This is a genomic window from Kitasatospora sp. NPDC057940 (genome assembly GCF_042887425.1).
Classification (GTDB): Bacteria; Actinomycetota; Actinomycetes; order Streptomycetales; family Streptomycetaceae; genus Kitasatospora.
Map to the genome: position 1 here is coordinate 18,656 of NZ_JBHVPH010000015.1, position 24,215 is coordinate 42,870.

Here is a 24,215-nt window from a genome sequence, read left to right on the forward strand (position 1 = left end):
GTCGCGGTCATCGCCGACTGGAGAAAGCGAGACCCACCCGTGTATCGCCAAGTCCCGGACCCGCTCGGACACCCCGCTCTCGCCGCCCTGCTCGCGGCGACCCCCCTCCTCGTCCTCCTGGCCCTGCTCGGCCTGGTGCGCTTGAAGTCGCACTGGGCCGCCCTCGCCGGGCTCGCCACCGCCTTCCTGATCGCCACCGCCGGCTACGGCATGCCGCTCGGCCAGGCCGCCGACGGCGCACTGGAGGGAGCCGCCTTCGGGCTGTTCCCGATCGTGTGGATCATCCTCGGCGCGGTGTGGATCAACCGCCTCCAACGCGCCTCCGGACACTTCGACGTCATCGGAAGGACCTTCTCGTCCCTCTCCGGCGACGTCCGGATCCAGGCCGTGCTGATCGCCTTCTGCTTCGGGGCGATGATCGAGTCCCTCTCGGGATTCGGCACCCCCATCGCGGTCACCTCGCTCATCCTGCTCGGCCTGGGGCTGGACCCCCTGAAGGCCGCCGCCGTCGCGGCCTTCGCCAACACGGCACCGGCGGCCTTCGGCTCGGTGGGCAACCCGATCCAGACCCTGGCCAAGGTCACCTCCCTCCCCGGCGCCGACCTCGGCGCCATGGTCGGCCGCCAGTCCGCCGTCATCGCGGCCCTGGTGCCGTTCGTCCTGCTCCTCCTCCTCGACGGACGCCGAGGGCTCCGGGAGGTGTGGCCGGTGGCCCTGGCCGCCGGAACCGGCTTCGCCGTCGGCCAGTTCCTCTGCTCGAACTACCTCACCTACCAACTCACCGACCTGGTGGCCTCACTCACCTCGCTCACCTCGGTCGTCGTGCTGCTCAGGATCCGGGCGCGGCGGCACGGCCGCGCCGCCGAAGCGGAACCCCGCGCGGCGCGCCTCCCCCGGCGGGACACCGTGCTGGCCTTCCTCCCGTACGCGATCATCACGGCGCTGTTCACCCTGGTGTCCTACGGCGGGCCCCTCGCCCGCTTCGTGAAGGACCAGGACGTCTCCTTCCCCTGGCCCGGCCTCCACGTGACCAGCGCGAGCGGCCGGCCCGTGGCGGTCACCACCTTCGACTTCGGCTGGCTCGGCGCGGCCGGGACCCTGCTCCTCGCCACCGGCGTCCTGACCGCGCTCATCCTGCGGGTGCCGGTACGGCGGGCACTGCGCTGCTACCTGGACGCGCTGCACCAGATCCGCTGGGCGGCCCTGACCATCGCCTGCGTCCTCGCCCTCTCCTACCTGATGAACCTCTCCGGGATGGCCGTCTCCATCGGCACCTGGCTGGCGGGCCTCGGCGGCGCCTTCGCCCTGTTCTCCGGCTTCACCGGCTGGTTCGGCGTGGCCCTCACCGGATCCGACACCTCCTCCAACGCGCTCTTCGGCGCGATGCAGGTCTCCGCCGCCCAGCGCATCGGGCTCTCGCCCCTCCTGGCCGCCGCGACCACCAGCACCGGCGGCGTCCAGGGCAAGGCCGTCGCGATGCAGAACCTGGTCATCGCCGCCAGCGCGGTCGGGACGTACGGGCGGGAGGGCGAGGTCCTGCGCAGGATCATCGGCTGGAGCCTGGCCGTCCTGGCCGTCCTCTGCCTCCTCGCCTGGCTCCAGTCCACCCCGGTCCTCGGCTGGATGGTGCCGTGAACGAGTGGCCGCCGCGCCGGTCGGCCCGTTCGGTGCGGCGGCCCTGTTCGGCGCGGCGGCCCGTTCGGTGGGGCGGCCTGTTCAGTGCTGCGGCCTTGTTCGACGGACCGGCGTCAGCCCAGGCGGCGGATCGGCTCGCCGGCCAGGTAGGCCGCGATGTCCTCGACCGCCTCGCCGTAGTAGCGGCGGTAGTTGTCGCGCGACACGTACCCCAGGTGCGGGGTGGCCAGCAGCCTGGGCGCGGTGCGCAGCGGGTGGTCGGCGGGAAGCGGCTCGACGTCGAAGACGTCCACGGCGGCGCCCGCGATCCGGCCCCCGGTGAGCGCGGCCAGCAGCGCGTCCTGGTCGACGATCGCCGCCCGGGAGGTGTTCACCAGGTACGCCTCGGGCTTCATCAGCGCGAGTTCGGCCTCGCCGAGCAGCCCCCGGGTGCGCTCGCCCAGGGCGAGGTGGATCGAGACGAAGTCGGCGCCGCTCAACAGCTCCTCCTTGCCGGCGGCCCGGCGCACGCCGACCTCGGCGGCCCGCTCGTCCGTGAGGTTCTGGCTCCAGGCCAGCACGTCCATGCCGAAGGCCAGTCCGACCCGGGCGACCAGGCCGCCGATCTTCCCCAGGCCCAGCAGCCCGAGCACCCGCCCGTGCAGGTCGGCGCCCACGGTGCTCTGCCAGGGACCGCCCTCGCGCAGCGCCGTGCTCTCCGGCACGATGCCGCGGGCCAGGCCGAGCAGCAGCGCCCAGGTCAGCTCGACCGGCGGGGTGGAGGAGCTGGCCGTCCCGCAGACCGTCACGCCGTGCGCCTCGGCGGCCGCGTAGTCGATCACCGAGTTCCGCATGCCCGAGGCGACCAGCAGCCTGAGCCTCGGCAGCCGGGCGAACAGCGAGGCCGGGAACGGCACCCGCTCGCGCAGGGTCACGACGACGTCGAAGTCGGCCAGGGCGGCGGCGAGTTCGTCCTCCGACCCGAAGTGCTCGGAGAAGGCGGTCACCGCCACCCGGTCGGAGACCGGGGACCAGTCGACGATGCTGGTGGCGACGCCCTGGAAGTCGTCGAGGACGGCGCAGCGAAGGGTCCGAAGTGTCATGCCCGCACTCTCCCAGACGCCGACCTGCGCCCGGCGTGCCAGGCCCCGGTCCGAGCCGCGGGTCCGCGAGATCGGCCCCCGGTCACGCCACGGCGGGCTGCCCGGTCGGCCTGGTCCCCGTCCCGGTGGCGAGCGCCAGCCCGAGCAGGCAGCCCGCCACCAGGCCGGCGCCGTGGTTGTTCCGCAGCGCACACAGGAACAGACCGGCCGCGGGGATGAGCAGCAGGTACCAGGTGCCCTTGAAGGCGAGGCCCCGGGCGCTCCCGCGCAGCAGGCAGGTGACGGCCAGGGCTCCGAGCAGGCCGCAGACGGCCACGGAGTCGCCGCCGCCGCGCGGCGACCAGCCGGCCAGGCTCACCACGTGGGCGAGGACGCCGCTGGCGAGGAAGACGGCCAGGGTCCGCCACCATCCGAGGACCGACTCCGCGACGGCGCCGACCACGAGCAGGGCCGGCAGGTTCATCGCGATCTGCGCGATCCCGGAGGACTGCACCAGCAGGGCCGTCCCGGCCCGCCACCACTGCCCGTCGGACAGCGCTCCCGGCTGCCGCATCAGATCGTCGACCAGGGTGGGCACGGCGTACTGGAGCACGGCCATCACCGCCATCAGCGCGAACAGCGCGAGGGTGGCCCGGGGCCGCCGCGCCAGGGTGGCCCGGACCACGGCGAGCGCCTCGCCCGGCCCGGCGCCCGCCGGAGCTCCTGCTCCCCGACCGGCGGCGGAGCCGGCCAGCACCAGCGCTTGCAGTCCCACGCCGACCACCACGGCCGCGCTCGCGTACAACCCGATCTCGTGCGGCGACATCGCCGACCCCCCGTTCACCCGACCTCGGGCGCTCCCGCCCGTCGACGCGCCCCATCATTCCGGCCGGGCGGGGCCCCGGACCAGGGCAGGTGATCATGGAAACGGCATGACGGTTGTCACAGTCCGGACTGCTCCGGCGTCACCTCCGCCCCTGCGGATCCTGCGGGGATCCGTCCATTCCCAAATCGCTGGCGGTCGGGGCGGTGCAGTGGCGATCATGACGGCATGGCCTCTGATACCACCCCCGCCTCCGCCCCTGCCGCCGCCTCCGTCACCGCCACCGCCACCGCCACCGCTGCCGCCTCCGGCAGTTGGACGCTCGGCGACCGCACCGTCCACCGGATCGGCTTCGGCACCATGCGGCTGCCGCAGACCGGCCGGGCACTCGTCCCCGACGCCGTACCGCGCGACCGCGAGCAGGCCGTCCGGGTGCTGCGGCGCGCCGTCGAACTGGGCGTCAACCACCTGGACACCGCCGCCTTCTACTTCTCCCCGCTGCGCTCCGCCAACGAGCTGATCAACCGGGCGCTCGCGCCGTACGCCGACGACCTGGTGATCGCCACCAAGGTCGGCCCGGGCCGTGGGCTCGACGGCGAGTGGGTGGAGCACGCCCGCACCCCGGAGCGGCTGCGCGGCCAGGTCGAGGAGAACCTGCGCCAACTCGGCCGCGACCACCTCGACCTGGTGAACCTTCGGATCAGCGGCACCGACTCGGTCGCCGAACGCTTCGGCGCCCTCGCCGAGTTGCAGCAGGCCGGGCTGATCCGCCACCTCGGCCTCTCCAACATCCACCCGCACCAGCTCGCCGAGGCACAGGCCGTCGCTCCCGTCGTGTGCGTGCAGAACCCGTACGGCATCGGCGCCTCGCCCGAACAGGACGCCGTGCTGCGGCTCTGCGGCGAGCAGGGCATCGCCTTCGTCCCGTTCTACGCGATCGCCGGAGGCGGGCGGGAGTCCGGCACGGGCACCGCCGAACCGGCCCAGGTCCGGGCGGTGGCGCAGGCGCGCGGGGTCGGACCGGCCCAGGTCCGCCTCGCCTGGACGCTCCACCAGGGCCCGCACGTCCTGGCCATCCCCGGCACCGGCGACCTGGCACACCTGGAGGACAACATCGCGGCCGGGGCGCTGCGCCTCTCCCCGGAGGAGCTGGCGCTGCTCCAGGAGGCGCACGCGGGCTGATCCGGAACCGGGCAGGGCCGCGACGGCGTCGCTCCGGGACGAGCTCAGGATCACCGGCGAGCCCGAGAGCACGCACGCCGACACGAACGAAGGAGTCCCGGAGCATGGCCGAGTCCGCCACCCGCTACCTCTACCTGACCCGCCACGGCGAGGCCGCGCCGGACGGCAGCGGGCTGACGGCCGACGGACGCCGACAGGCCGTCCTGCTCGGACGGCGGCTGGCGGATCGCCCCATCGCCGCCGTGCACCACGGGCCGCTTCCCCGGGCCGCGCAGAGCGCCCGGCTGATCGCCGAGCAGTTGGGCGGCGGGCGGCCGGGCAACGAGCAGGTGGGCAGTGGGCATTTGAGCGGCGGGCATTTGAGCGGCGGGCAGTTGGGCGGCGGGCGGCAGGCCGGCGCGGTCCCGACGGTCTGCGAGGAGGCCGGCGACTACGTGCCGTACGTCCCGGAGCGGCACGAACTGCCCGCCGACAGCGCCGACCACCTGCTGGACTTCCTCGCACAGTCCACGGCGGAGGAGCTCGCCCGAGGCCCGCTGCTGAGGCCCGGCGTCGACGACCGGCGCTGAGGTCCGGCACGGAGGCCCGTCGACAGGAATATGCAGACCGGTCTATTGTTTTCCGCATGGGAGTCAAGGGTGAGGAAACCCGGGCCCGGCTGATCGCCGGCACCCGGACGCTGATCGAGGCACAGGGCTACTTCGGGACCGGCCTCAACCAGATCGTGGCCGCGACGGGCGCACCGCGCGGCTCGCTCTACTTCCACTTCCCCGAGGGCAAGGACCAACTGGTCGCCGCCTCCCTCGTCCAGGCCGGGCAGGAGGTCGAGGACCTGCTCGCCGCGCTGGCCGCCGAGGGCGGCGACAGCGGAGCGCTCACCGAGCGGCTCACCGAGGTCTTCGCCGAGCGACTGGCGGGCTCCGACTACACCAAGGGCTGCCCGATCGCGACCGTCGCCCTGGAGGTCGCCGGTACCAACGAGCCGCTGCGCGCCGTCTGCGCGGAGGTGTACGAGAGCTGGCAGCGCGTGCTGGCCGACCGGCTGGAGGCCGAGGGCTTCCAGCCCGCCGAGGCCGCGACGGCGGCCGGGCAGGCACTGGCGCTGCTGGAGGGCGCGGTCCTGCTCGCGTCGGTCCGGCGCAGCCGCGAGCCACTGGACCACGCGCAGCACGCCGTCCGGCACCTGCTCGGCGCCAAGCCGACCGCCCGCACCGCATAGGGCTTCGCGGTAGCGGAGCCGCCGCCGGCCGGTGCGCGGCTCCGCCCCTTCCGCCCCTTCCGGCCCTCCCGATTCCTTGTGCCCGAATGTCCCGTGCCCGAGGCTTCCCCATGCCCGAAAAATATGCAGACCGGTCTACAGATTCCAGCCCCAGGAGTTGCCCCATGCCGCCCCTCCCGCCACCGCCCCGCACCCTCGTCCTCGGCGCCACCGGCTTCCTCGGCCGCTGGCTCGTCCTCGAACTCCTCACCTGCGGCGAGCCCGTGGCCGCCGCCGTACGCGGCGTCGGCCGCGACACCGAACTACGCCGCTGGCTGCGCGCCCACGGCGCCGACGACACCGCGCTGACCACGGTCGCCGCCGACCTCACCCGCCCCGGCCTCGGCCTCTCCCCCGAGGACGACGCCCGGCTCGCCGAGGTCCGCGACGTCCACAACCTCGCCGCCCGCTACGAGTTCGGCCTCACCCGCGCCCAGGCCGAACCCGCCAACGTCCACGGCGCCCTGCACGCCCTCCACTGGTCCGCCACCCGGCCCCGGCTGCGCCGCCTGGTCCACCTCTCCGGCTACCGCGTCGGCCGCGACCCGCAGCCGCAGTACCCGCCCAGCCCCCGCACCACCACCGCCGCCTACGCACGCCTCGGCGCGTACGAGGCCTCCAAGCTGCTCGGCGACGCCGCCGTCCGGGTCACCGCGCTCCGACTCGGCGTCCCGCTCACCACCGTCAACCCCAGCAGCGTCATCGGCCACTCGCGGACCGGCGAGGCCGGCCAGTACCTCGGCCTGGCCCAGCTCGTCCGCCAGTTGCACCGCGGCCGCCTGCCGCTGCTGCCGGGCACCCGCCGCACCTTCCTGCCCGTGGTCACCGTCGACCACCTGGCCCGCTTCCTCGCCGCCGTCCCCGCGCACGACAGCGCCACCACCCCCACGCCCGACGGCCCCGCCACCCCCACGCCCGACGGCTCCGCCGTGGTGGCCCACACCGTCCTCGACCCCGCCACCCCCGTACTCCCGGACCTGATCGCGCTGGTCGCCGCCCACCTCGGCGTCCGCCCGCCCCGCGGCCTGGTCCCCGTCGCCGTGGTCCGCCGCCTCCCCCGCGCCCTCACCGGCGCCGACCCGGAGACCTTCGGCTTCCTCTCCGAGGACCGCTACGACACCAGCTCCGCCGACCGCCTCGCCACCGCCGCCGGCCTCGTCCACCCGCCCCTCGCCCCGGCCCTCCGGCACTGGGCCGACCGGCTGGTCGCCGAGGACTTCGGCGCCCCGCCCCGGTGAACCACGGCGCGCCGTGCAGGTCTACGTCGAGCGCGAAACGGCCCGGCCGGCCGGCTGGTTGGCCGGTGGCGGACTGCCGCTGTCAGCCCCCGTGGGCGGGCAGGGTCCGGAGGAAGTCGTCGAGGAGCTCGTTGAAGGCGTCCGGGCGTTCCATGTTGGGGTAGTGGCCGGTGCCGTCGACCGTCGTCGTACGGCCGTCGGCGACGCTGCGGACGAGGCGTTCGGCCATGCCGAGGTGGTCGTCGGAGTCGATGCCGCCGTTGATGGCCAGCACCGGGACGCGGATCTTCGCCGCCCGAGCCCAGGTGTCGGTGACGGGCACCCGGTGGTCGGGTTCGGTGGGGGTGTGCTTGGCGAGGGTTCGCCGGGTCATGTCCTTCAACGTGCGCACGATGTCCGGGTCGACGTCGTCGAGGGTGCGGTGCGGGCCGGCCGCGAGCCGGGTGAACGCCGTGATCCAGCCTTCGAGGTCGCCCGCGGCCATGGCGCGGGCCTCCTCGGCCTCGATCTCGCCGAGCCACGGGTCCTTGAACTCGGGTTCGCTGGTGCCGACACCGCTGACGACCAACGCCTCGACCACGTCCGGGTGTTCGAGTGCGGTATCGACGGCGATGGCGCCGCCCATCGACAGCCCGACGAGGATCGCGGGGCCGGTGCCGAGGTGGCGCAGCAGGGCCGCGAGGTCGTCGGTGGGCCGGAACGGGCCGGTCGCGTTGGAGGATTCGCCGTGGCCGCGGGCGTCCGGCGCGATCACCCGGTAGTCGCCCGCGAAGGCGGCGATCTGGTCGCTCCACATGCGGTGGTCGAGCAGTCCACCGTGCAGCAGCACCAGCGGTCGGCCGGACCCGGTGTCACGGTAGGCGAGGTGGCTGAGGCCGTCGTCGAATGAGAACACGTCAGATGCGTCAGTCATGACAACCAAGTTGCCATCCCCTGCGGGGATTGGCAACCCAGGTGTCATGATGGCGGGGTGACCGATACCGATGCCCCGCTCCCGCCCGACGTCCTCGCCCACCGGCTGATGGACGTGTTCGACCTGGTCGGCCCGCTGTACCGGCGGGTGCTGCGCAAGGTGGAACTCGCGGCTCCCGTCGAGGGGCTGTCCGTCGGCGTGCGCGCCGTGCTGCTCCTGCTCGCGGAGCAGGGGCCCATGACCGTCCCTCAGATGGGCCGCGCACAAGCGCTGAGCAGACAGTTCGTGCAACGCATGGTCAACGACGCGGTGGCCCTGGACCTGGTCGAGATCACCCCGAACCCCGCCCACCAGCGGTCCTCGCTGATCCGGCTGACCGACCACGGCAGGGCCGCCGTCGCCGCGGTGAGCGCCCGCGAGCACGCCCTGCTCAGCCGGGTCGGCGGCGAGCTGACCGACGCCGACCTGACCGCCTGCGTGCACGTCCTCACGCAGATGCTCGAACTCTTCGACAACGTCGACGTGAACTGACCCCCGCAAACCGACCTCCGCACGCACCGCGCGAGCGCGGCCCGGACACCGGGAGGGCCGTCTACCCGAAGACCAGGCTCGTCCAGCGGACGCCGGACCGGCCGTGCAGGTCGCCGCGTTCGGCGCGGTGGAGCAGCCGCAGGCCCCGGGCGGCGGCGAGCGCGACGGTCCCCTCGGGCGGGACGTCGAACATCCTGCGGCCCGGCGGGACGGGGCCGTGGCGCAGGGTCAGGGCGAGGCGCCCGCCCGGGGCGAGCAGCCGGCCGAGGGCGGCCATCGCCAACGGCCGCTCGGCGGGGGCGAGGTGCATCCAGACGGCGGTCAGCAGGACGAGGTCGAAGCGTTCGGCGCCGGCGCTCAGCTGCGGCAGCTCGGGCAGTTCGTCGGCGACCCAGCGCACTCCGGAGCCCGCGTGCAACCGCTCGGCGACGGAACGGAGTTCGGCGGTCGGCTCGACGGCCACCACCGGATGGCCGAGGGCGGCGAGGGCGGCCGCGTCCCGCCCGGTGCCGGCGCCCACGTCGAGGACGGCGGCGGGCGGGGGCGGGTAGCTGTGCAGCAGGTCCGCGTGGACCTCGGCGAAGGTCACGCTCTCGTACTGGACGGCGAGTTCCTCGGCCGCCTCGGCGTAACCGGCGGTGCTCGAAAGCCCGTCCATCCCCTTCACGTCCTCCACCCCGTCCACCCCGCCCAACTCGCCCACCCCGATCACGCCTTCCGGTCCCGGACGACCACCGCGTCACCGGCCGCCGCCGCGTCGGCGAAGAAGTCCCGCAGCTCCCGCAGGTCGGCGACCACCCGGGACGCCCAGGTCTCGGACCACGGCGTCGGGTACCCGAGGCGCGCGACCGTCCGGGCCAGCACGGTGTCCTGCTGGCGCACGAGTTCGCCGAGCGCCGATTCGCGCAGGAAGGTGAAGGCGGCCGCGACCTGCGCGGGGCTCAGCACCAGCGGATCGGTCTGCGCGGCGTCGGGTTCGCGGCGCTCACCGCCGTACACGGGCAGGCGGGCGGCCGGGTCGGGGTGCAGGCCGTTCTCGGTGAGGGCTAGCTCCATCAGCCGGGCGGTGCTCCGCACGCCGAGGAGGAGTCCGGCGGAGGCCAGCTGGTCGTAGCGGACGTCCTGCCGGTCGGGGACGAGCTCGCCGAGTTCCGTCGGCGAGCAGGTGTCGACCTCCTGGCCGGGCAGGCGGCGCCAGAAATGATCCACGCTCACCCGGACAGCGTAACGAAAGCGCGGCTCACGCCTCGCCGGGGTGCCACAGGGGCCATTCCCAGGGGCGATCCGCCCAGTGGACGCGGACCGGATCGCGCGGGTCGAGGTCCGGGAAGAGCTGGTGGATCCGGGGTTCGAACTCCTCGGGGGCGAGCGGCTCCCAGCCGTGGCCCTCGAAGTGGACCAGGCGGTAGCGGCTGTCGGTCCGGAAGTCGGCCACCTCGACCAGGTACTGGGACGTGCTGTTGGTCTCCATGCCCCCAGCATGTGGCGCGGCGGCAATCGGCGCCCCTCTAGACCCCTCTTCCGGGTCATGTCCCGGCGTCGGCGCGCTCGTTGAGCACGGGGAAGGCATAGCGGGGGATTCGGCGGGGGTTCGGCGCTGGAAGGACGACAAGATGACTGGGCAGCCCACCGGAGGACAGTGGCAGTGGCCGCAGGACGCATGGCAGCCACCCCCGGTACCCACCGCGTTCGCGCCGCCCCCCGTTCGGCCGCCCGCACCGGCGCCGCGGCGGTCGCGGAAGGTGTGGGCCGCCGCGACCGTCGGGACCGTCGCCGTCCTCGCCGCCGTCCTGGCGATGTGCGGGCCGGGGTCGGGAGACGACCTGGACGTGGTGGCCCTGCCGCACTCCTCCCCCTCCGCGTCCGACCCGGCGGCGCCGGACCCGCCCGCGTTCTCCCCGCTCCCCACCACGCCCGCGCCGTCCCCGCTGCCGCCGCCCACGCCGCAGGGCGCCGCACCGGCCGTGGCCACGGCCACGGCGGCGGCCGCGCCGCACGAGGACGAGCCGGCCGACCCGCAGCACGCGGCGACCGCGCACCCGAAGCCCGGCCGCACCCCGCACCCCTCGCCGTCGGCCCACGGCACGGCCCCGGCCGGCGCCGCGCCGGCGGCTCCGGCCCCCGGCGCGGCGCTCCCCTCCCTCGGCCCGGGCAGCATCTGCGACCAGGCCGAACGCGTCGGCCGCTGGCCCGCGGGCTCGGAGCAGGCCCGCCTCTGCCACAGCATCTACGGCTGAGACCGCTGAAGCGGCTGAACCACCTGCGGCACCCGCACCCGCACGACGAGGGCGCCCCGCCGGACCGATCCGGCGGGGCGCCCCAGGCGGTGGAGCCGAGCTACCCGGCCGCCTCCAGGATTCCCTTGTCCAGGCGCGGCGCCAGGACGCGGGCCAGGGTGTCGGTGATGTGGCCGGTGTCGCGGTACAGCACCACGCCCTCCAGCACCGCCGGGCAGTCCGGTCCGCTGCCGGGGCACAGCAGCGGGCCCAGGTCGAGGGTGCGGACGCCGTAGCGGGCGGCGAGGCCGCCGTCGAGCATCGGGTCCGGCTCGAAGGCGGTGTCGCGCGGGAAGAAGCAGGCGTCCGAGCGGCCGTCGGAGGCGGCGAGGCAGGTCGGGATGTCCTTGCCGGGCATCGGGGTGTCGCCGAGGTAGGCGAGCGGGGCGCCGACGGCGGCGAGGCGGTCCAGGGTGCGGGTCCAGCCCTGGGTGCGTTCCTCCTGGCTGCCGTAGCGGTTGAGGCCGGCCATCAGGACGAGGCGCGGCCGGGGCCCGGAGGTGAGCCGGGTGAGGGTGTTCTCGCGCCAGCGGTCGCACTCCTCGAAGGTGCGGCCGAGGACGTTGTTGCGCACGGTGAGGGTCGCGAGCGGGCAGCCGGGCTTGACCAGGACCTCCAGGGCCCAGTGCCGCTGCTCGGCCATCGCGAGTGCGGAGGATATCCACTGGCCGGCGTGCGAGTCGCCGAGCAGCACGATCCGGTCGGGGCTGTCCTCGGCGCCGAACAGGCAGCGCGGGCTGCTGTCGGCGTTCAGCGGGATCTCGCAGCCCTTGCCGGGCGGGAAGTCCTCCCGGGCCCGGGCCAGCGAGGGGGTCAGGCCGAGCACCCGCGCGCCGGGAGCGAGCAGGGTGGGGCCGGTCGGGGCCCCGGCCGGGGCGGCGGCGGGGGTGTCGGCGGCGCCGCCGAGGGCGCGGACCGTGCCGCCGCCGAGGGTGAGGGCGGCGATCAGCGGGATGACGAGGGCGCTGGCGCCGACGGCGAGGCCCCGGCGCGGCGCCGGGCTGCTGCCGTACCGCAGCGGCTGCTCGACGAGCCGCATGGTGAGCCAGGCGGGCAGCGCGCTGGCCGCGGCGAGGGCGGCCAGGGTGGTCCAGGGCAGGGCGCCGAAGCGGGCCTGGGCGATGGTCAGCACCGGCCAGTGCCAGAGGTACCAGGCGTACGACAGGCGACCGGCGGCGCGCAGCGGCCGGTTGTCGAGGAGGCGTCCGGCGTCGGTGGCGCCGAGCGCGCGGTGGGCGGGGCCGGCGAGCAGGACGGCGGCGGCGCCGAGGACGGGCACCAGCGCGGCGGTGCCGGGGAAGGGGGTGTTCCGGTCGTAGAGCAGGATCGACGCGAGGACGGCGGCGGCGCCGGCCCAGCCGAGCAGTCGCAGCGTCCAGGCCGTCCCGCGCCGCTGCGTGCGGCCGGCCAGCGCGCCGCCGAGCAGCGCCGCGCAGGCACCGGCCGCGAACTCCCAGAGCCGGCTGCCGGTGGAGAAGTAGGCGAGCGGCGCCGAGGTCGCCGTCCAGCGGACGCACAGCAGCAGCGAGACCGCGCCGATGGCCGTGGTGGCCAGGGTGATCACGACGGTGCGGCGGCGGCCGTGCAGGAAGCGGGCGAGGCCGAGCAGCAGAACGCCCCACAGCAGGTAGAACTGGTTCTCCACGCCGAGCGACCAGAAGTGCTGGAGCGGGCTCGGGGCGTGTTCGGCGGCCAGGTAGTCGGTCTGCTGGCCGACGAAGCGCCAGTTGACGACCTGTCCGGCGGAGGCGATCAGGTCGCGGGCGAGGTCGGTGCCGCGCAGCGGGTCGAGCAGCGCGCCGCCGGCGACGGCGGTGGCGACCAGGACGGTGGCGGCGGCGGGCAGGATGCGGCGGGCGCGGCGGGCGGCGAAGTCCCACAGGCCGATCGGGCGGCCGAGCAGCAGTCCGGTGATGAGGAAGCCGGAGATGACGAAGAAGACGTCGACGCCGACGTAGCCGCCGGCGAAGCCGGGAACGGCGGCGTGGTAGGCCAGGACGGAGAGGACGGCGACGCCGCGCAGGCCCTCGATGTCGGGGCGGAAGCCGGTGCGCCGCTGGGCCTGCGGCGGTGCGACGGCTTCCGCGGAGGGGCGCCGCTCGGGCGCGGCCTGCCGGTCCATTCGGACGACGCCGGGCAGCAGTTCGGCCGAGGCGGTGTCGGCAGGGGAGGAAGGGGACGACGACGGTGGTGGTACGGCCGTTGACACGGCGGTGCTCCTCGCAGGGGCAGGCAGCGGGTGGTCGGGACCGCCGGGCCGATGGGGCGGCCGGGCGGCGCATCCGCGCCGGTGGGGCGACGCGCTGGAAACGCGGTGGATCCGAACGAAGTTGATGGGTCGTCAGACATCGACTTTGACGCCAGGAACTGGTGGAGCGAATTCGATGGAGCCGAGTTGGTGAAGCGGAGTCGGCAGAGCCGAATTGACGCGGCGTCAGAAGATCAGCGGATCGGCCCAGCCGGAGGCCAGCAGCCCGCAGAGCAGCAGCACGGCGGTGACGGCGACGGCCTCCGCGTGGCCGAATCCCAGGTCGGACCGGCGCCGCACGGGCGCGGCGACCTCTCCGACGGCGGCCCCGTTGCCACCGCGCAGGAGCGGCCACAGGGACCGGATCAGCGGGATCATGGTGTACGCGGTGAGCGCGAGCAGCGCGGTGAGCGCCCAGAAGGGCTGCCAGCCGTACAGCACGGCCGCGCGGACGAGTCCGGCGATGCCCGCGAGGACGACGAACCCCAGCCAGCCGACGCCGATCCGGGCGACCGCCTTGGCCAGCGAACTGCCGCCCGACACGGCGCCGGTGGGCACCCAGTCGGCACTGCGGCGGCGCAGCGCGTGCGCGATGGCGACCACGTGGCAGAGTCCGCCGAGAAGTTGGACCCGGGTGACCTCGAAGCGCCAGCGGGTGCGGGACATCGCGGGCAGCAGGACGAGCGAGACCCAGATCGGCGGCAGGAACGGCAGGACCTGCCACGGCTGGATCTCACCGGGGGCGAAGAACAGCATGATCAGGGCGGGCAGCGGGACGGCGAAGACGTTCACCGCGCTGGTGACGTAGCCGAGGATGCCGTTCCAGAAGCAGAGCCGGGCGGAGCGAGGGAGCGGTCCGCGGCGGAAGTCCGGGTCGCGGACGAGCGCCAGGGAGCCGAGGCACCAGCGGTACTGCTGGCTGATGAAGGCGGGCAGGCCGGTGGGCGACATGCCCTTGGCGACCAGGGCGGGCACGTACCGGGTGGTCCACCCGGCGCGGGCGAGCGAGAGGCCGGTGTAGAGGTCCTCGCTGTGGTCGATCTCGGCGAAGCCGCCGACGCGCATGAGTGCGGCGCGCCGGTAGAGGGCGTTGGTGCCGCAGCAGACGGTGCCGTCCTGCGCGTCCCGGGAGGGCTGGATCCAGCGGTAGAAGATCTCCTGGGTGGCTCCCGCGGCGCGTTCGAGCCAGGACATGTCGGCGTCCGTGTCGAAGCACTGCGGGCTCTGCACGATGCCGACCTCGGGGTTGTCGAGGTAGGGCACCAGGTGGTGCAGGAAGTCGGGGCGCGGGCAGAAGTCGGCGTCCAGGACGGCGACGATCTCGCCGTTGCCCTCGGCCAGGCCGTGGTTGAGGTTGCCGGCCTTCTTGAACCGGCCGCGGTCGGGGCGGGCCCGGTACTGGAAGCCGTAGGACTCGGCGAGTTCGCGCACCTCGGGGCGGGCGGCGTCGTCGAGGACGATGACGGTCAGTGCGCCGGCCCACTGGACGGCGGCGGTGTGGCGGTAGGCATTCTCCAGGACGGCGAGCGGCTCGCCGGCGGTCGGCAGCAGCAGGTCGACGCTCGGGTGGCGGGCGGGCTGCCAGGCGCGCATCAGCAGGTCGTGCGAGTCGCGGGTGTAGCGGCGGGCGCGCTGGCCGTCGGTGAGCGAGAGCAGCCAGGTGGCCGCGTTGAGCACGGTGAGCACCAGGAAGGGCCAGAGCAGCGGCCGGCTGAGGGCGAACAGGCCGAGGGTGGCGGTGGCTCCCGCGTAGGAGAGGGTGGCGCAGAGCAGCACCCAGCGGCGCTGCGGGCCGAAGTACCAGTAGAGCTCCTCGTCGTCGGGTGGGCTGGGCAGGCGGAGGTCGGGGTCCGCGGGGATCCGGCGCGGGCCGGCGTCGGGCGCGGGCATGGCGGTGCCATGGAGTACGGGCATGCGGAAGTGGCCCCCCTGGGCATGGGACGGAACGTGGCCGTTCGCCCTCAGCCTCTCACATTGGCCTAGACCAATCATGAACGAGGTATGACATCTCCGCATCGCCCCTGGTCAGTGACTTGACATGGCATCATGTGCCGACGGACCGTCAAGCGATCATGGATTCGGCCCCGAGCACCGCCGGCCCGCGCCCCGTCGGTCAGGCCTCCTCCAGCGACCCCTCCAGCGCCTTCGTCAGCTCCTTCGTCAGCTTCTCGAACCGCAGATCAGGGCGCAGCGGGACGCCGAAACGCTCGTCGCCGTAGGGGAACGGGGTGAAGACCCCGGTCCGGCGGAAGCCGCGCCGCTCGTACCACGCGATCAGGTCGGCGCGCTGCTCGATCACGGTCATCTCCAGCTCGCCCACGCCCCACTCCTCGCCGGCCAGCCGCTCGGCCTCGGCGAGCACGGCCCGGCCGAGGCCGCCGCCCTGGAGCCCGGGGCGTACCGAGAACATGCCGAAGTACGCACGGTCCCCGCGGTGCTCCAGCTGGCAGCAGGCGACCAGTTGGCCGTCCCGCTCGGCGACCAGCAGCACACCGTCGGAGCGGCCGATGACCTCGGCGACGCCCTCGGCGTCGGTGCGCTGGCCCTCCAGCAGGTCCGCCTCGGTGGTCCAGCCGGCCCGGCTGGCGTCGCCGCGGTAGGCGGACTCGACCAGCTCGACCAGCGCCGGTACGTCGGCGAGGGTGGCGGGGCGGAAGGCGGGCTGCCCGGTGGGCCGGGCGTGGCTGGGGATGGTCTCGGACATGGCGGGCCCTCATTCTGCGTGCGGTGGAACCGCCCGCCGCTCGTGCCTGCGGCGTGGCGCGGGCCGTCCCTGGTGACCGGCCTGCGGGCATCGTGCCACAGCCCGCGAACCGGCCCCGAGACCCGGGGACCTGCGGCGACGGCCCCCGCGGGCCCGGCCGGCGGGGGCGCGGGCCCGGCCGCCGTCCACCCCGAGCACAGCGCCGCCTTCGTGTCCTGCGCGCCGCGCCCTGACGTCGGCGGAGGACGGGCAGGACCGCCGCGGCCCCGCGACCGGCCGCCGCCTCGACGAAGGCCGGGCGGACCGGCGGATCAGACCCGGGCGCCGAGCATCCGCAGCACCAACTCGCCGTAGCGACGGCCGAGTTCATCCGGCGTCTCGGTGGAGCGGTCGGTGAACCAGCGGGAGACGTCGATGCCCAGCGAGGTGACCGCGCGGGCCGCCGTCCGGACCTCGGACACCTGGAAGGCGCCTGCCCTCACACCCTCCTCGATCAGCGCGCTGACCTCGCGCTCGATGTCCAGCCGCAGCGCCGCGACCACCGCGTAGGCGTCCTCGGGCAGTGCGTGCAGCTCGTAGTTGACCACCCGGCCGACCGTACGGGCCCGGGCGTGCCAGGCGGTGAACTCCTCGACCAGCCGGCGCATCCGGTCCACCGGGCCGCCCTCGCCGGCCGCCGCCGCCCGGACCAGCTCCAGCGTGGCCGCGTGCCCGGCCTGGCTGATCTCCGCCAGCAGCGCCGCCTTGGACTGGTAGTGGATGTACAGCGCCGCCGGGCTCATCCCGGCGGCGGTGGCGATGTCCCGGGTGGTGGTGGCGTGGAAACCGCGCTCCGCGAAGGATTCGACGGCCGCCTGGAGCAGCCGGTACGCCGCCTCGGGACGGGAGTCGGCGCCGCCGGGCAGGGTGCGCCAGAGGTCGGCGATGGGCGTGCTGGTCATGGCGCCATCCTCCCAGAGAACTCGTACACACATTCCCGCCGGCCGGTCGGCGGGCTGTTGACAGGCTCCCGCACCGACACCATGCTGAGCAAGCGCTTAGTCAGCCGACGGACCGGCACACCCGCCGACCAGGCACCCCCGCCGAACCGGCGTCTGCGTCCACCCGGCACCCCCGTCGAACGTTCCGTGCGAAAGGCAGGACCCTCCGTGGCGTACTCCTTCAAGGGCCGGGTGGCCGTCGTCACCGGATCGAGCCGGGGCATCGGCCTCGGCATCGCACGCGAGCTGGTCGCCCGCGGCGCCAAGGTCTGCCTGACCGCCCGCAACCCCGAGCCGCTCGCCGAGGCCGTCCACGACCTGGGCGGACCGGAGAACGCCATCGCCGTCGCCGGAAAGACCGACGACCCGGCCCACCAGGAGGAGGCCGTCGCCCGCACCCTGGAGGCCTTCGGCCGGCTCGACCACCTGGTCAACAACACCGGCATCAACCCCCTCTACGGCCCGGTCCTCGACACCGACGAGGCCGCCGCCGCCAAGATCCTCGCCGTCAACGTGCTGGCCCCGCTGGCCTGGACCCGCCGCGCGCACGCCGCCTGGATGGGCGAGCACGGCGGCTCGGTGGTCAACGTGGCCTCCGTCGCGGGCATCCGCTCCTCGCTCGGGATCGGCATGTACGGGGTCAGCAAGGCCGCGCTGATCCGGCTCACCACCGAACTCGCCGCCGAACTGGGCGGCCAGGGCATCCGGGTCAACGCCGTCGCCCCCGCCGTGGTCAAGACCAGGTTCGCCGAGGCCCTGTACGAGGGCCGGGAGGAGCAGGTCGCCGCCGCGTACCCGCTCGGCCGGCTCGGCGTGCCCGAGGACGTCGCGGGCGCGGTCGCCTTCCTGCTCTCCGCGGACGCCGCCTGGATCACCGGCCAGACCCTGGTCGTCGACGGCGGCGTCACCCTCGGCGGCGGCCTGTGAACGGCGCGGCGGACGCGGAGGCACGGGCGACGGACGCAGCGGACGCCGAGGCACGGGCGACGGATCCAGCGGCCCAGGAGGCCCCTGCGGCCGACTTCGCCGGCCAGGGCGTGGTGGTGACCGGCGGCGGGCGCGGCATCGGCGCCGCCCTGGCCCGGGCCTTCGCCGCGGCCGGTGCCCGGGTGGTGGTCAACGACCTGGACGCCGACGCCGCCCGCGCCGTCGCCGAGGACTGCGGCGGCACCGCCGCCCCCGGGGACGCCGCCTCCCCCGAGGGCCTGGCCGCCCTGGTCGGGCAGGCCCGGGCCGCGCTCGGCGAGATCGACGTGTGGTGCGCCAACGCGGGCGTCGCCCCGGTCGGCGGGGCCGACGCGCCCGCCGCGGCCTGGGCCGGCGCCTGGGAGGTCAACGTCCTCGCCCACGTCCGGGCCGCCGACCTGCTGCTCCCCCGCTGGCTGGAGCGCGGCGGCGGCCGTTTCCTCGCCACGGTCTCCGCCGCCGGGCTGCTCACCATGTTGGGCTCGGCCCCTTACGCCGTCACGAAGCACGGCGCGCTCGCCTTCGCCGAGTGGCTCTCCGCGACGTACCGCCACCGCGGCGTCCGGGTGCACGCGCTCTGCCCCCAGGGCGTGCGCACCGACATGCTCGCCTCGACCGGCGCCGTCGGCGAGGCGCTGCTCGCGCCCACCGCGCTGGACCCGGAGGACGTCGCCGAGGCGGCGCTGGCCGGACTGCGCGAGGGCCGCTTCCTGATCCTGCCGCACCCCGAGGTCGCCGAGTACTACCGGGTCCGGGCCACCGAACCGGACCGCTGGATCAACGGGATGAACCGGCTCCAGCAGGGGCTGGAGAGGAGCGAGGCGCTGTGAGGGCCTGGCAGGTGGGGCAGCTCGGCGAGCCGGGCGAGGTGATGCGGCTGGCCGAGGAGGTGCCGCGGCCGGTGGCCGGGCCGGGGCAGCTGCTGGTCCGGGTGCGGGCCGCGGCGGTCAACTTCCCGGACGCGCTGATGGTGCGCGGCCAGTACCAGGTCCGCCCGCCGCTGCCGTTCACGCCCGGCGTGGAGCTGTGCGGCGAGGTGGCGGACGGCGCGCGGCGGGGCGAGCGGCTGATCGGCAACCCGGTGCTGCCGCACGGCGCCTTCGCCGAGTACGCGCTGCTGGACGCGGCCGCCGCCTTCCCCGCGCCCGGGGCGCTGGACGACGCCGAGGCGGCCGCGCTGCACATCGGCTACCAGACCGCGTGGTTCGCCCTGCACCGCCGGGCCCGGCTGGCGGCCGGCGAGACGCTGCTGGTGCACGCGGCGGCGGGCGGCGTGGGCAGCGCGGCGGTCCAGCTGGGCCGGGCCGCCGGGGCCCGGGTGGTCGCCGTGGTCGGCGGCCCCGCCAAGGCGCAGGCGGCCCGGGCGCTCGGCGCCGACCTGGTGGTGGACCGGACGGCCGGGGACTTCGTCGCCGCCGTCAAGGAGTTCACCGGCGGGCGCGGCGCGGACGTGGTCTTCGACCCGGTCGGCGGGGACGCCTACACCGGCTCCACCAGGTGCGTCGCCTTCGAGGGCCGGATCGTGGTGGTCGGCTTCGCCGCCGGCCGGATCCCGGCGCCGGCGCTCAACCACGCGCTGGTGAAGAACTACGCCATCCTCGGCCTGCACTGGGGCCTCTACAACACCCATGACCCGCAGGCCGTCCGCGCCGCCCACGACGAGCTGACCCGGCTCGCCGACCGGGGCGTGGTCCGCCCGCTGGTGAGCGCCCGGGTGCCGCTCGCCGGGGCCGCCGACGCCGTCCAGCTCGTCGCCGACGGGCGCAGCACCGGCCGGATCGCCGTCCTCGGGGACTGACGGCGGGCTCGACGGGAGCGCGGTGCGGTGGCCGGCGGGTGTTGCCCTACCGCGCGTACTCCATCTCCGGGAAGCGCGCGGAGGGCCCGTCCAGCAGGTGGTCGTCGTGTCCGCGCAGCCAGCGGTCGAGGAAGGACGCGACGTAGGAGCGGGTGGCGAGCACCGCCCGGTCGGGGCGGATGTCGCCCACGTCCTCGCCCAGCCGCTCCGGGGTGATCGCGCCCTGCCTGGCGAGCTGGGGCAGCAGGGACTGCGCGTCGGTGTAGGAGCCGTGCCGGGAGCCGTTCAGCGTGACGTCGGCGTGCCAGCCGGTGCTGTGCTGCCAGAGGGCGTCCCAGCCTGGCTGGCGGTGGTGGTCCCCGGAATCCTCGTTGCGGGTGCCCATCAGCAGGAACGGGCGGTCCAGGCCGTCCTGGGCGACGCTGGGCAGGTACACCCCGGTGTGGCCGTCGGGCCCGGGGAAGTGCAGTTGGCCGTCCAGGTTGACGCCGGCGGCGATGCGCGGGTCGTCGTGCATGGTCTGGAGGGCGGTGAAGCCGCCCGCCGAGTGGCCGACCATGCCGATCCGGTCGAGGTCCAGCGAGGCGGCGAGGCCGGCGGGCAGCCGTGGGTCCAGGCGCAGGCCGCCGAGTTCGTCCAGGACGAAGCGGGTGTCGTCGACCCTGGTCCGCATCGACTTGCGCAGCACCGCGCCGATGTCCAGGCCGGGCTGTCCGACCAGCGCGGGGAACACGGAGGTGGCCAGCTCGCCTCCGGGGAAGGCGACTTCGGAGGCCTCGTAGGTGTGGTCCAGCGTGACCACGACGTAGCCGCGCGAGGCCAGGTCCTCGACCAGCCCGGTGCCCCAGGTGCGCGGGTCGCCGAGGCCGGCCGAGTACAGCACCACCGGGCGCGGGCCGCCGGGCAGGGCGGGGGCGTCGGGCCGGGCGTGGGTGCGGATGCCCGCCCAGTCGGTGCGGCCGGGCGTGGCGCCGTAGTTCGCCTGGCCGGTGCTGCCCTCGGTGCCGAAGTGTTCGCCGGCGGCGGGCGCCATGTACCGGGCGCGGTCGGCGCCGGTGGCCGGGCGGGCGGTCGGGTACCAGAGGCTGATCATCAGCTCGCGGCGCTGCCCGGGCTTCCAGGGGTCCTCCCGACCGGTGTCGGTCAGGTGCAGCGTGGTGGTGCCGATCGGGTACGGCCCGGTGGGCTCCGGCAGCCAGGCCCGGGCCTGCCGCTCGCCGCCGCCGTCCGCCCCGGGCGCCGGTGCTGCCGCCACCGCCCCGGGTGCGCCGGCCGCTCCGAGCACCGCCGTCGCCGCCAGCAGTACCGCCGCCGCGGCCCGTCCCCGCCCGCCCATGATGTCTCTCCTCGCCCCGTTGACCTGTCGGCCTGTTGGCCTCCTGGCCTGCCGGCCGGCTGACTTGCCGGCCCGCTGATCAGGACAGTACGGGCGGGGGCGGTCCGCAGCCGTCATACCCAGGAGCCAACCCGCCCCTGAGTACTCCGGTATGACACCCCTACGGGTGCCGCCGCAGCTCCCGCCGGGCCAGCGAGCGCTTGTGCACCTCGTCCGGGCCGTCGGCCAGCCGCAGGGTGCGGTTGCCGGCCCAGAGCTGCGCGAGCGGGGTGTCCTGGCTGACGCCCGCGGCGCCGTGCGCCTGGACGGCCTTGTCGAGGATCCACTCGACGGTGCGCGGGGTGGCGATCTTGATCGCCTGGATCTCGGTGTGCGCGCCCCGGTTGCCGACGGTGTCCATCAGCCAGGCGGTCTTGAGCACCAGCAGCCGCAACTGCTCGATCCTGACCCGGGATTCGGCGATCCAGTCCTGCACCACGCCCTGCTCGGCGAGCGGCCGGCCGAAGGCGACCCGCCCGTTCACCCGGCGGCACATCAGCTCCAGGGCGCGCTCGGCGATGCCGATCGCGCGCATGCAGTGGTGGATCCGGCCTGGGCCGAGCCGGGCCTGCGCGATGGCGAAGCCCGCGCCCTCCTCCCCGATCAGGTTCCCGACCGGGACGCGGACGTCCTCGAACAGCACCTCGGCGTGGCCGCCGTGGTCCGCGTCGTCGTAGCCGAAGACCGTCATGCCGCGCCTGACGGTGACGCCGGGGGTGTCGCGCGGGACGAGCACCATGCTCTGCTGGCGGTGCGGTTCGGCGGCCGGGTCGGTCTTGCCCATCACGATGAGGATCCGGCACTGCGGGTTCATCGCCCCGGTGATGTACCACTTGCGGCCGTTGACGACGTACTCGTCGCCGTCGCGCTCGATCCGGGTGGCGATGTTGGTGGCGTCCGAGGAGGCGACCTCGGGCTCGGTCATCGCGAAGGCGGAGCGGATCTCGGCGTCCAGCAGCGGGCGCAGCCAGCGCTCGCGCTGCTCGGCGGTGCCGAACTGGGCGAGCAGTTCCATGTTGCCGGTGTCGGGGGCCGCGCAGTTGAGCGCGGGCGGGGCCAGGTGCGGGCTGCGGCCGGTGATCTCGGCGAGCGGGGCGTACTGGAGGTTGGTCAGGCCGGCGCCGCCCTCCCCGGGGAGGAAGAGGTTCCACAGGCCCTGCTTGCGTGCCTCGGCCTGGAGTTCGGCGACCACGGGCGGGATGCTCCAGGCCTCGCGGGCCGGGTCGGCGAGCTGCTGCGCGAGAGCCGCCTCCGCCGGGTACACGTGCTGGTCCATGAAGGCCAGCAGCTGCGCGCGGAGTTCGTCGGTGCGGGCGTCGTAGGCGAAGTCCATCGGTCAGTGCTCCTTGAGGGTGCTCAGGCCGTACCGGGCGAGGATCGGGGCCATCTCGCCGGCCCGCTCGAAGCCCGCTCCGAGGGTGCGGCCCTGCTGGTAGCGGTAGTGGATGCCCTCGGCGACGACGGCGAGCTTGAAGGAGGCGAAGGCGACGTACCAGTCCAGGTCGGCGGCCTGCCGGCCGGTCAACTCGGCGTAGTACGCGACCAGTTCGTTCGGCTTCGGGAAGCCGGGGGCGGTCGCGGCGGAGGGGATGATGCCGCCGCCGACGCCGGCGACCTCGGTGTACATCACCAGCAGGCCGACATCGGTGAGCGGGTCGCCGAGGGTGGACATCTCCCAGTCCAGCACGGCGGTGATCGCGTCGTCGTCGCCGACCAGCACGTTGTCCAGCCGGTAGTCGCCGTGCACCAGGGCGGGCGCCGGGGAGATCGGCCGGCGCTCGGCGAGCAGCGCGTGCAGCCGCTCCACGTCGGGCAGTTCGCGACTGCGGGAGTTCGCCAACTGGGTGGACCAGCGCCTCAGTTGGCGCTCCAGGTAGCCGTCGGGGCGGCCGAAGTCCGCGAGGCCGACGTCGGCCGGGTCGATCCGGTGCAGGGCGGCGAGGGTGTCGACCAGCCGCCGCCCGAGCGCGTGGACGCGCTGCTCGCCGAGGGCGGCGACCGGGGCGAGGGCCCGGTGCGCGACGCCGGGGACGAACTCCATCAGGTACCAGGGGGCGCCGAGCACCTCCGCGCCGGGATCGAGCAGCAGGGTGCGCGGGACGGGCACGTCGGTGTCGCGCAGGGCGGTCATGACGCGGTACTCGCGGCCCATGTCGTGCGCGGTGGCCAGGACGTGCCCGAGCGGCGGGCGGCGCAGCACCCAGCGGCCGGTGCCGTCGGCGAGGACGTACGTGAGGTTGGAACGGCCCCCCTCGATGAGGTCGGCCCGCAGCGGGCCCCGGACGAGGCCGGGCAGCTCCCGGTCCAGGTGGGCGCGGAGGCGGGCCAGGTCCAGCCCGGGCGGCTCGGCGGGGGTCTCGGGCATCGGGCGGCTCCTCGGGGTCCTCGGGGTGTGGCCTCGTTGACTAAGCGCTTGCTTAGCATTCAGCCGGACGCCGCCCGCTGTCAATGCCACCCCGCACGCGACGAGCCCCCGGACCTCTTGGTCCGGGGGCTCGCTACGAGGAATCGGGTCGGACGGCACCGGTCGGCACCATCCGAGATGCGCCGACGCAGCACCGCGTCGGCGACCGCCCTGCGTCCGACCGGGGCCGGTTCAGACCGGCCCGGCGTGCGCGATGTACACGGGATCGGGTACGTCCGCGACGACCTCGCGACGGCCGGTGGGGCGCAGCTCGGCGCTCTCGAAGGGCTCCAGCATCTCCCGGCCCTCGGGCATCACCTGGTGGCGCCACCGGCGGAGCAGCGGGTCGGGCTCGTCCGGGAGGTAGAAGGAACTGTGGACGACGGCTTCCACGCCCACCAGGCCCTCCTCACGGGCGGTCGGGCTGTCGAGGACCGTCACCACGTCGCCGTTCTCGAACGGCGGTGGCGTCGCAGCCTCCTCCTCGCCGACCTGGGCGCCGCGGACGGCGGGGTGCAGGAAGACGCCGCCGCCGGTGCGTTCCCAGACCGGCCAGTCGCCGTCCTCGTCGGGGCTCAGGCCCAGGGCGAGGAGGCAGTCGGTGGTGGACGACGAGGGCACGAGCTCGACGTCGAAGGAGAGCAGCTCCGGGGTGCGCCGGTAGGGGCCCCGGGAGGTGACCGTCACGCGGCCGAACGGGGCCAGGGCGACGGCGACTTCGCGGGTGAGCGCGGCGTCCTGCTCGACGGGTGCCTCCAGCCAGAGGCTCATCCAGACGAGGCGGTGGGGGGCCAGGGCCATGGTGCAGTCGCCTCCGGGGTGG

The 24,215-nt window shown here is 74.9% G+C and carries 23 protein-coding genes and 1 pseudogene; 10 read left to right on the forward strand and 14 right to left on the reverse strand.

Annotated features, from left to right (window positions below; all coding sequences use genetic code 11):
* The first annotated feature begins 39 nt into the window (after nucleotides 1–39).
* On the forward strand, nucleotides 40–1,635 hold the full coding sequence (locus ACFVTF_RS22285; RefSeq protein WP_387815836.1) for an L-lactate permease: 1,596 nt from the start codon (nucleotides 40–42) through the stop codon (nucleotides 1,633–1,635).
* A 113-nt stretch (nucleotides 1,636–1,748) separates the two neighbouring features.
* On the opposite strand, the gene ACFVTF_RS22290 is transcribed toward ACFVTF_RS22285, so the two are convergent.
* Together ACFVTF_RS22290 and ACFVTF_RS22295 are read right to left on the reverse strand one after the other, a co-directional pair.
* Nucleotides 1,749–2,717 (reverse strand): D-2-hydroxyacid dehydrogenase family protein, encoded by a 969-nt coding sequence (locus tag ACFVTF_RS22290; RefSeq protein ID WP_371515688.1) that lies wholly within the window; start codon nucleotides 2,715–2,717, stop codon nucleotides 1,749–1,751.
* 82 nt (nucleotides 2,718–2,799) lie between these two features.
* Complete coding sequence (locus tag ACFVTF_RS22295) at nucleotides 2,800–3,522, reverse strand: rhomboid family intramembrane serine protease (RefSeq protein WP_387815838.1); 723 nt, start codon at nucleotides 3,520–3,522, stop codon at nucleotides 2,800–2,802.
* A 225-nt stretch (nucleotides 3,523–3,747) separates the two neighbouring features.
* On the opposite strand from ACFVTF_RS22295, the gene ACFVTF_RS22300 reads away from it, so the two are divergent.
* The 4 genes and pseudogenes from ACFVTF_RS22300 to ACFVTF_RS22315 all read left to right on the forward strand — a co-directional run bounded on the left by ACFVTF_RS22300 (nucleotide 3,748) and on the right by ACFVTF_RS22315 (nucleotide 7,197).
* A complete protein-coding gene (locus ACFVTF_RS22300; RefSeq protein WP_387815840.1) occupies nucleotides 3,748–4,701 on the forward strand; it encodes an aldo/keto reductase in 954 nt (317 codons plus the stop codon).
* Between the two features lie 104 nt (nucleotides 4,702–4,805).
* A pseudogene (locus ACFVTF_RS22305) lies at nucleotides 4,806–5,243 on the forward strand (histidine phosphatase family protein); the annotation flags it as partial.
* A gap of 83 nt (nucleotides 5,244–5,326) precedes the next feature.
* Nucleotides 5,327–5,920, forward strand: a complete 594-nt coding sequence (locus ACFVTF_RS22310; protein ID WP_371515692.1) for a TetR/AcrR family transcriptional regulator — start codon at nucleotides 5,327–5,329, stop codon at nucleotides 5,918–5,920.
* Between the two features lie 164 nt (nucleotides 5,921–6,084).
* On the forward strand, nucleotides 6,085–7,197 hold the full coding sequence (locus ACFVTF_RS22315; RefSeq protein WP_387815842.1) for an SDR family oxidoreductase: 1,113 nt from the start codon (nucleotides 6,085–6,087) through the stop codon (nucleotides 7,195–7,197).
* Between the two features lie 82 nt (nucleotides 7,198–7,279).
* On the opposite strand, the gene ACFVTF_RS22320 is transcribed toward ACFVTF_RS22315, so the two are convergent.
* Entirely contained in the window at nucleotides 7,280–8,110 is an 831-nt protein-coding gene (locus ACFVTF_RS22320; protein WP_387815844.1) for an alpha/beta fold hydrolase, read from the reverse strand.
* A 57-nt stretch (nucleotides 8,111–8,167) separates the two neighbouring features.
* On the opposite strand from ACFVTF_RS22320, the gene ACFVTF_RS22325 reads away from it, so the two are divergent.
* The gene (locus tag ACFVTF_RS22325) at nucleotides 8,168–8,641 is read left to right on the forward strand and encodes a MarR family winged helix-turn-helix transcriptional regulator (RefSeq protein WP_387815846.1); all 474 of its coding nucleotides are present in this window, start codon (nucleotides 8,168–8,170) and stop codon (nucleotides 8,639–8,641) included.
* A gap of 61 nt (nucleotides 8,642–8,702) precedes the next feature.
* Here the strand turns inward: ACFVTF_RS22325 and ACFVTF_RS22330 are convergent, their stop codons facing one another.
* From ACFVTF_RS22330 to ACFVTF_RS22340, 3 genes are read right to left on the reverse strand one after another with little or no spacing between them, the layout of a single operon-like run.
* Entirely contained in the window at nucleotides 8,703–9,353 is a 651-nt protein-coding gene (locus tag ACFVTF_RS22330) for a class I SAM-dependent methyltransferase (RefSeq protein WP_387815848.1), read from the reverse strand.
* Nucleotides 9,350–9,856 (reverse strand): hypothetical protein, encoded by a 507-nt coding sequence (locus ACFVTF_RS22335; RefSeq protein ID WP_387815850.1) that lies wholly within the window; start codon nucleotides 9,854–9,856, stop codon nucleotides 9,350–9,352. Before ACFVTF_RS22335 ends, ACFVTF_RS22330 begins: the two co-directional genes overlap by 4 nt.
* A gap of 25 nt (nucleotides 9,857–9,881) precedes the next feature.
* Nucleotides 9,882–10,112, reverse strand: a complete 231-nt coding sequence (locus ACFVTF_RS22340) for a hypothetical protein (RefSeq protein ID WP_371515698.1) — start codon at nucleotides 10,110–10,112, stop codon at nucleotides 9,882–9,884.
* Between the two features lie 271 nt (nucleotides 10,113–10,383).
* Here ACFVTF_RS22340 and ACFVTF_RS22345 point away from each other — a divergent pair, with 271 nt between their 5' ends.
* On the forward strand, nucleotides 10,384–10,878 hold the full coding sequence (locus ACFVTF_RS22345; protein ID WP_387815852.1) for a hypothetical protein: 495 nt from the start codon (nucleotides 10,384–10,386) through the stop codon (nucleotides 10,876–10,878).
* A 100-nt stretch (nucleotides 10,879–10,978) separates the two neighbouring features.
* Here the strand turns inward: ACFVTF_RS22345 and ACFVTF_RS22350 are convergent, their stop codons facing one another.
* The 4 genes from ACFVTF_RS22350 to ACFVTF_RS22365 all read right to left on the reverse strand — a co-directional run bounded on the left by ACFVTF_RS22350 (nucleotide 10,979) and on the right by ACFVTF_RS22365 (nucleotide 16,810).
* Entirely contained in the window at nucleotides 10,979–13,126 is a 2,148-nt protein-coding gene (locus tag ACFVTF_RS22350; protein WP_387815854.1) for an acyltransferase family protein, read from the reverse strand.
* 225 nt (nucleotides 13,127–13,351) lie between these two features.
* On the reverse strand, nucleotides 13,352–15,079 hold the full coding sequence (locus tag ACFVTF_RS22355; RefSeq protein ID WP_371515701.1) for a glycosyltransferase family 2 protein: 1,728 nt from the start codon (nucleotides 15,077–15,079) through the stop codon (nucleotides 13,352–13,354).
* A 199-nt stretch (nucleotides 15,080–15,278) separates the two neighbouring features.
* The gene (locus ACFVTF_RS22360; RefSeq protein WP_387815856.1) at nucleotides 15,279–15,869 is read right to left on the reverse strand and encodes a GNAT family N-acetyltransferase; all 591 of its coding nucleotides are present in this window, start codon (nucleotides 15,867–15,869) and stop codon (nucleotides 15,279–15,281) included.
* A gap of 311 nt (nucleotides 15,870–16,180) precedes the next feature.
* Complete coding sequence (locus tag ACFVTF_RS22365) at nucleotides 16,181–16,810, reverse strand: TetR/AcrR family transcriptional regulator (RefSeq protein ID WP_387815858.1); 630 nt, start codon at nucleotides 16,808–16,810, stop codon at nucleotides 16,181–16,183.
* Between the two features lie 207 nt (nucleotides 16,811–17,017).
* Between ACFVTF_RS22365 and ACFVTF_RS22370 the strand changes: the two genes are divergently transcribed.
* The 3 genes from ACFVTF_RS22370 (at nucleotide 17,018) to ACFVTF_RS22380 (ending at nucleotide 19,613) form a co-directional block, all read left to right on the forward strand.
* Nucleotides 17,018–17,776, forward strand: a complete 759-nt coding sequence (locus ACFVTF_RS22370; protein WP_387815861.1) for an SDR family oxidoreductase — start codon at nucleotides 17,018–17,020, stop codon at nucleotides 17,774–17,776.
* 110 nt (nucleotides 17,777–17,886) lie between these two features.
* Complete coding sequence (locus tag ACFVTF_RS22375; protein ID WP_387816086.1) at nucleotides 17,887–18,645, forward strand: SDR family oxidoreductase; 759 nt, start codon at nucleotides 17,887–17,889, stop codon at nucleotides 18,643–18,645.
* A complete protein-coding gene (locus tag ACFVTF_RS22380; protein ID WP_387815863.1) occupies nucleotides 18,642–19,613 on the forward strand; it encodes an NADPH:quinone oxidoreductase family protein in 972 nt (323 codons plus the stop codon). The genes ACFVTF_RS22375 and ACFVTF_RS22380 overlap by 4 nt, the downstream gene beginning before the upstream one ends.
* A gap of 46 nt (nucleotides 19,614–19,659) precedes the next feature.
* On the opposite strand, the gene ACFVTF_RS22385 is transcribed toward ACFVTF_RS22380, so the two are convergent.
* From ACFVTF_RS22385 to ACFVTF_RS22400, 4 genes are all read right to left on the reverse strand, one after another.
* A complete protein-coding gene (locus ACFVTF_RS22385; RefSeq protein ID WP_387815865.1) occupies nucleotides 19,660–20,949 on the reverse strand; it encodes an alpha/beta hydrolase family protein in 1,290 nt (429 codons plus the stop codon).
* 160 nt (nucleotides 20,950–21,109) lie between these two features.
* Nucleotides 21,110–22,321, reverse strand: coding sequence for an acyl-CoA dehydrogenase family protein (locus tag ACFVTF_RS22390; RefSeq protein ID WP_387815866.1), 1,212 nt, complete (start codon nucleotides 22,319–22,321; stop codon nucleotides 21,110–21,112).
* A 3-nt stretch (nucleotides 22,322–22,324) separates the two neighbouring features.
* On the reverse strand, nucleotides 22,325–23,353 hold the full coding sequence (locus ACFVTF_RS22395; protein ID WP_387815868.1) for a phosphotransferase family protein: 1,029 nt from the start codon (nucleotides 23,351–23,353) through the stop codon (nucleotides 22,325–22,327).
* 231 nt (nucleotides 23,354–23,584) lie between these two features.
* Nucleotides 23,585–24,193, reverse strand: a complete 609-nt coding sequence (locus tag ACFVTF_RS22400; protein WP_387815871.1) for a hypothetical protein — start codon at nucleotides 24,191–24,193, stop codon at nucleotides 23,585–23,587.
* Nucleotides 24,194–24,215 lie beyond the last annotated feature (22 nt).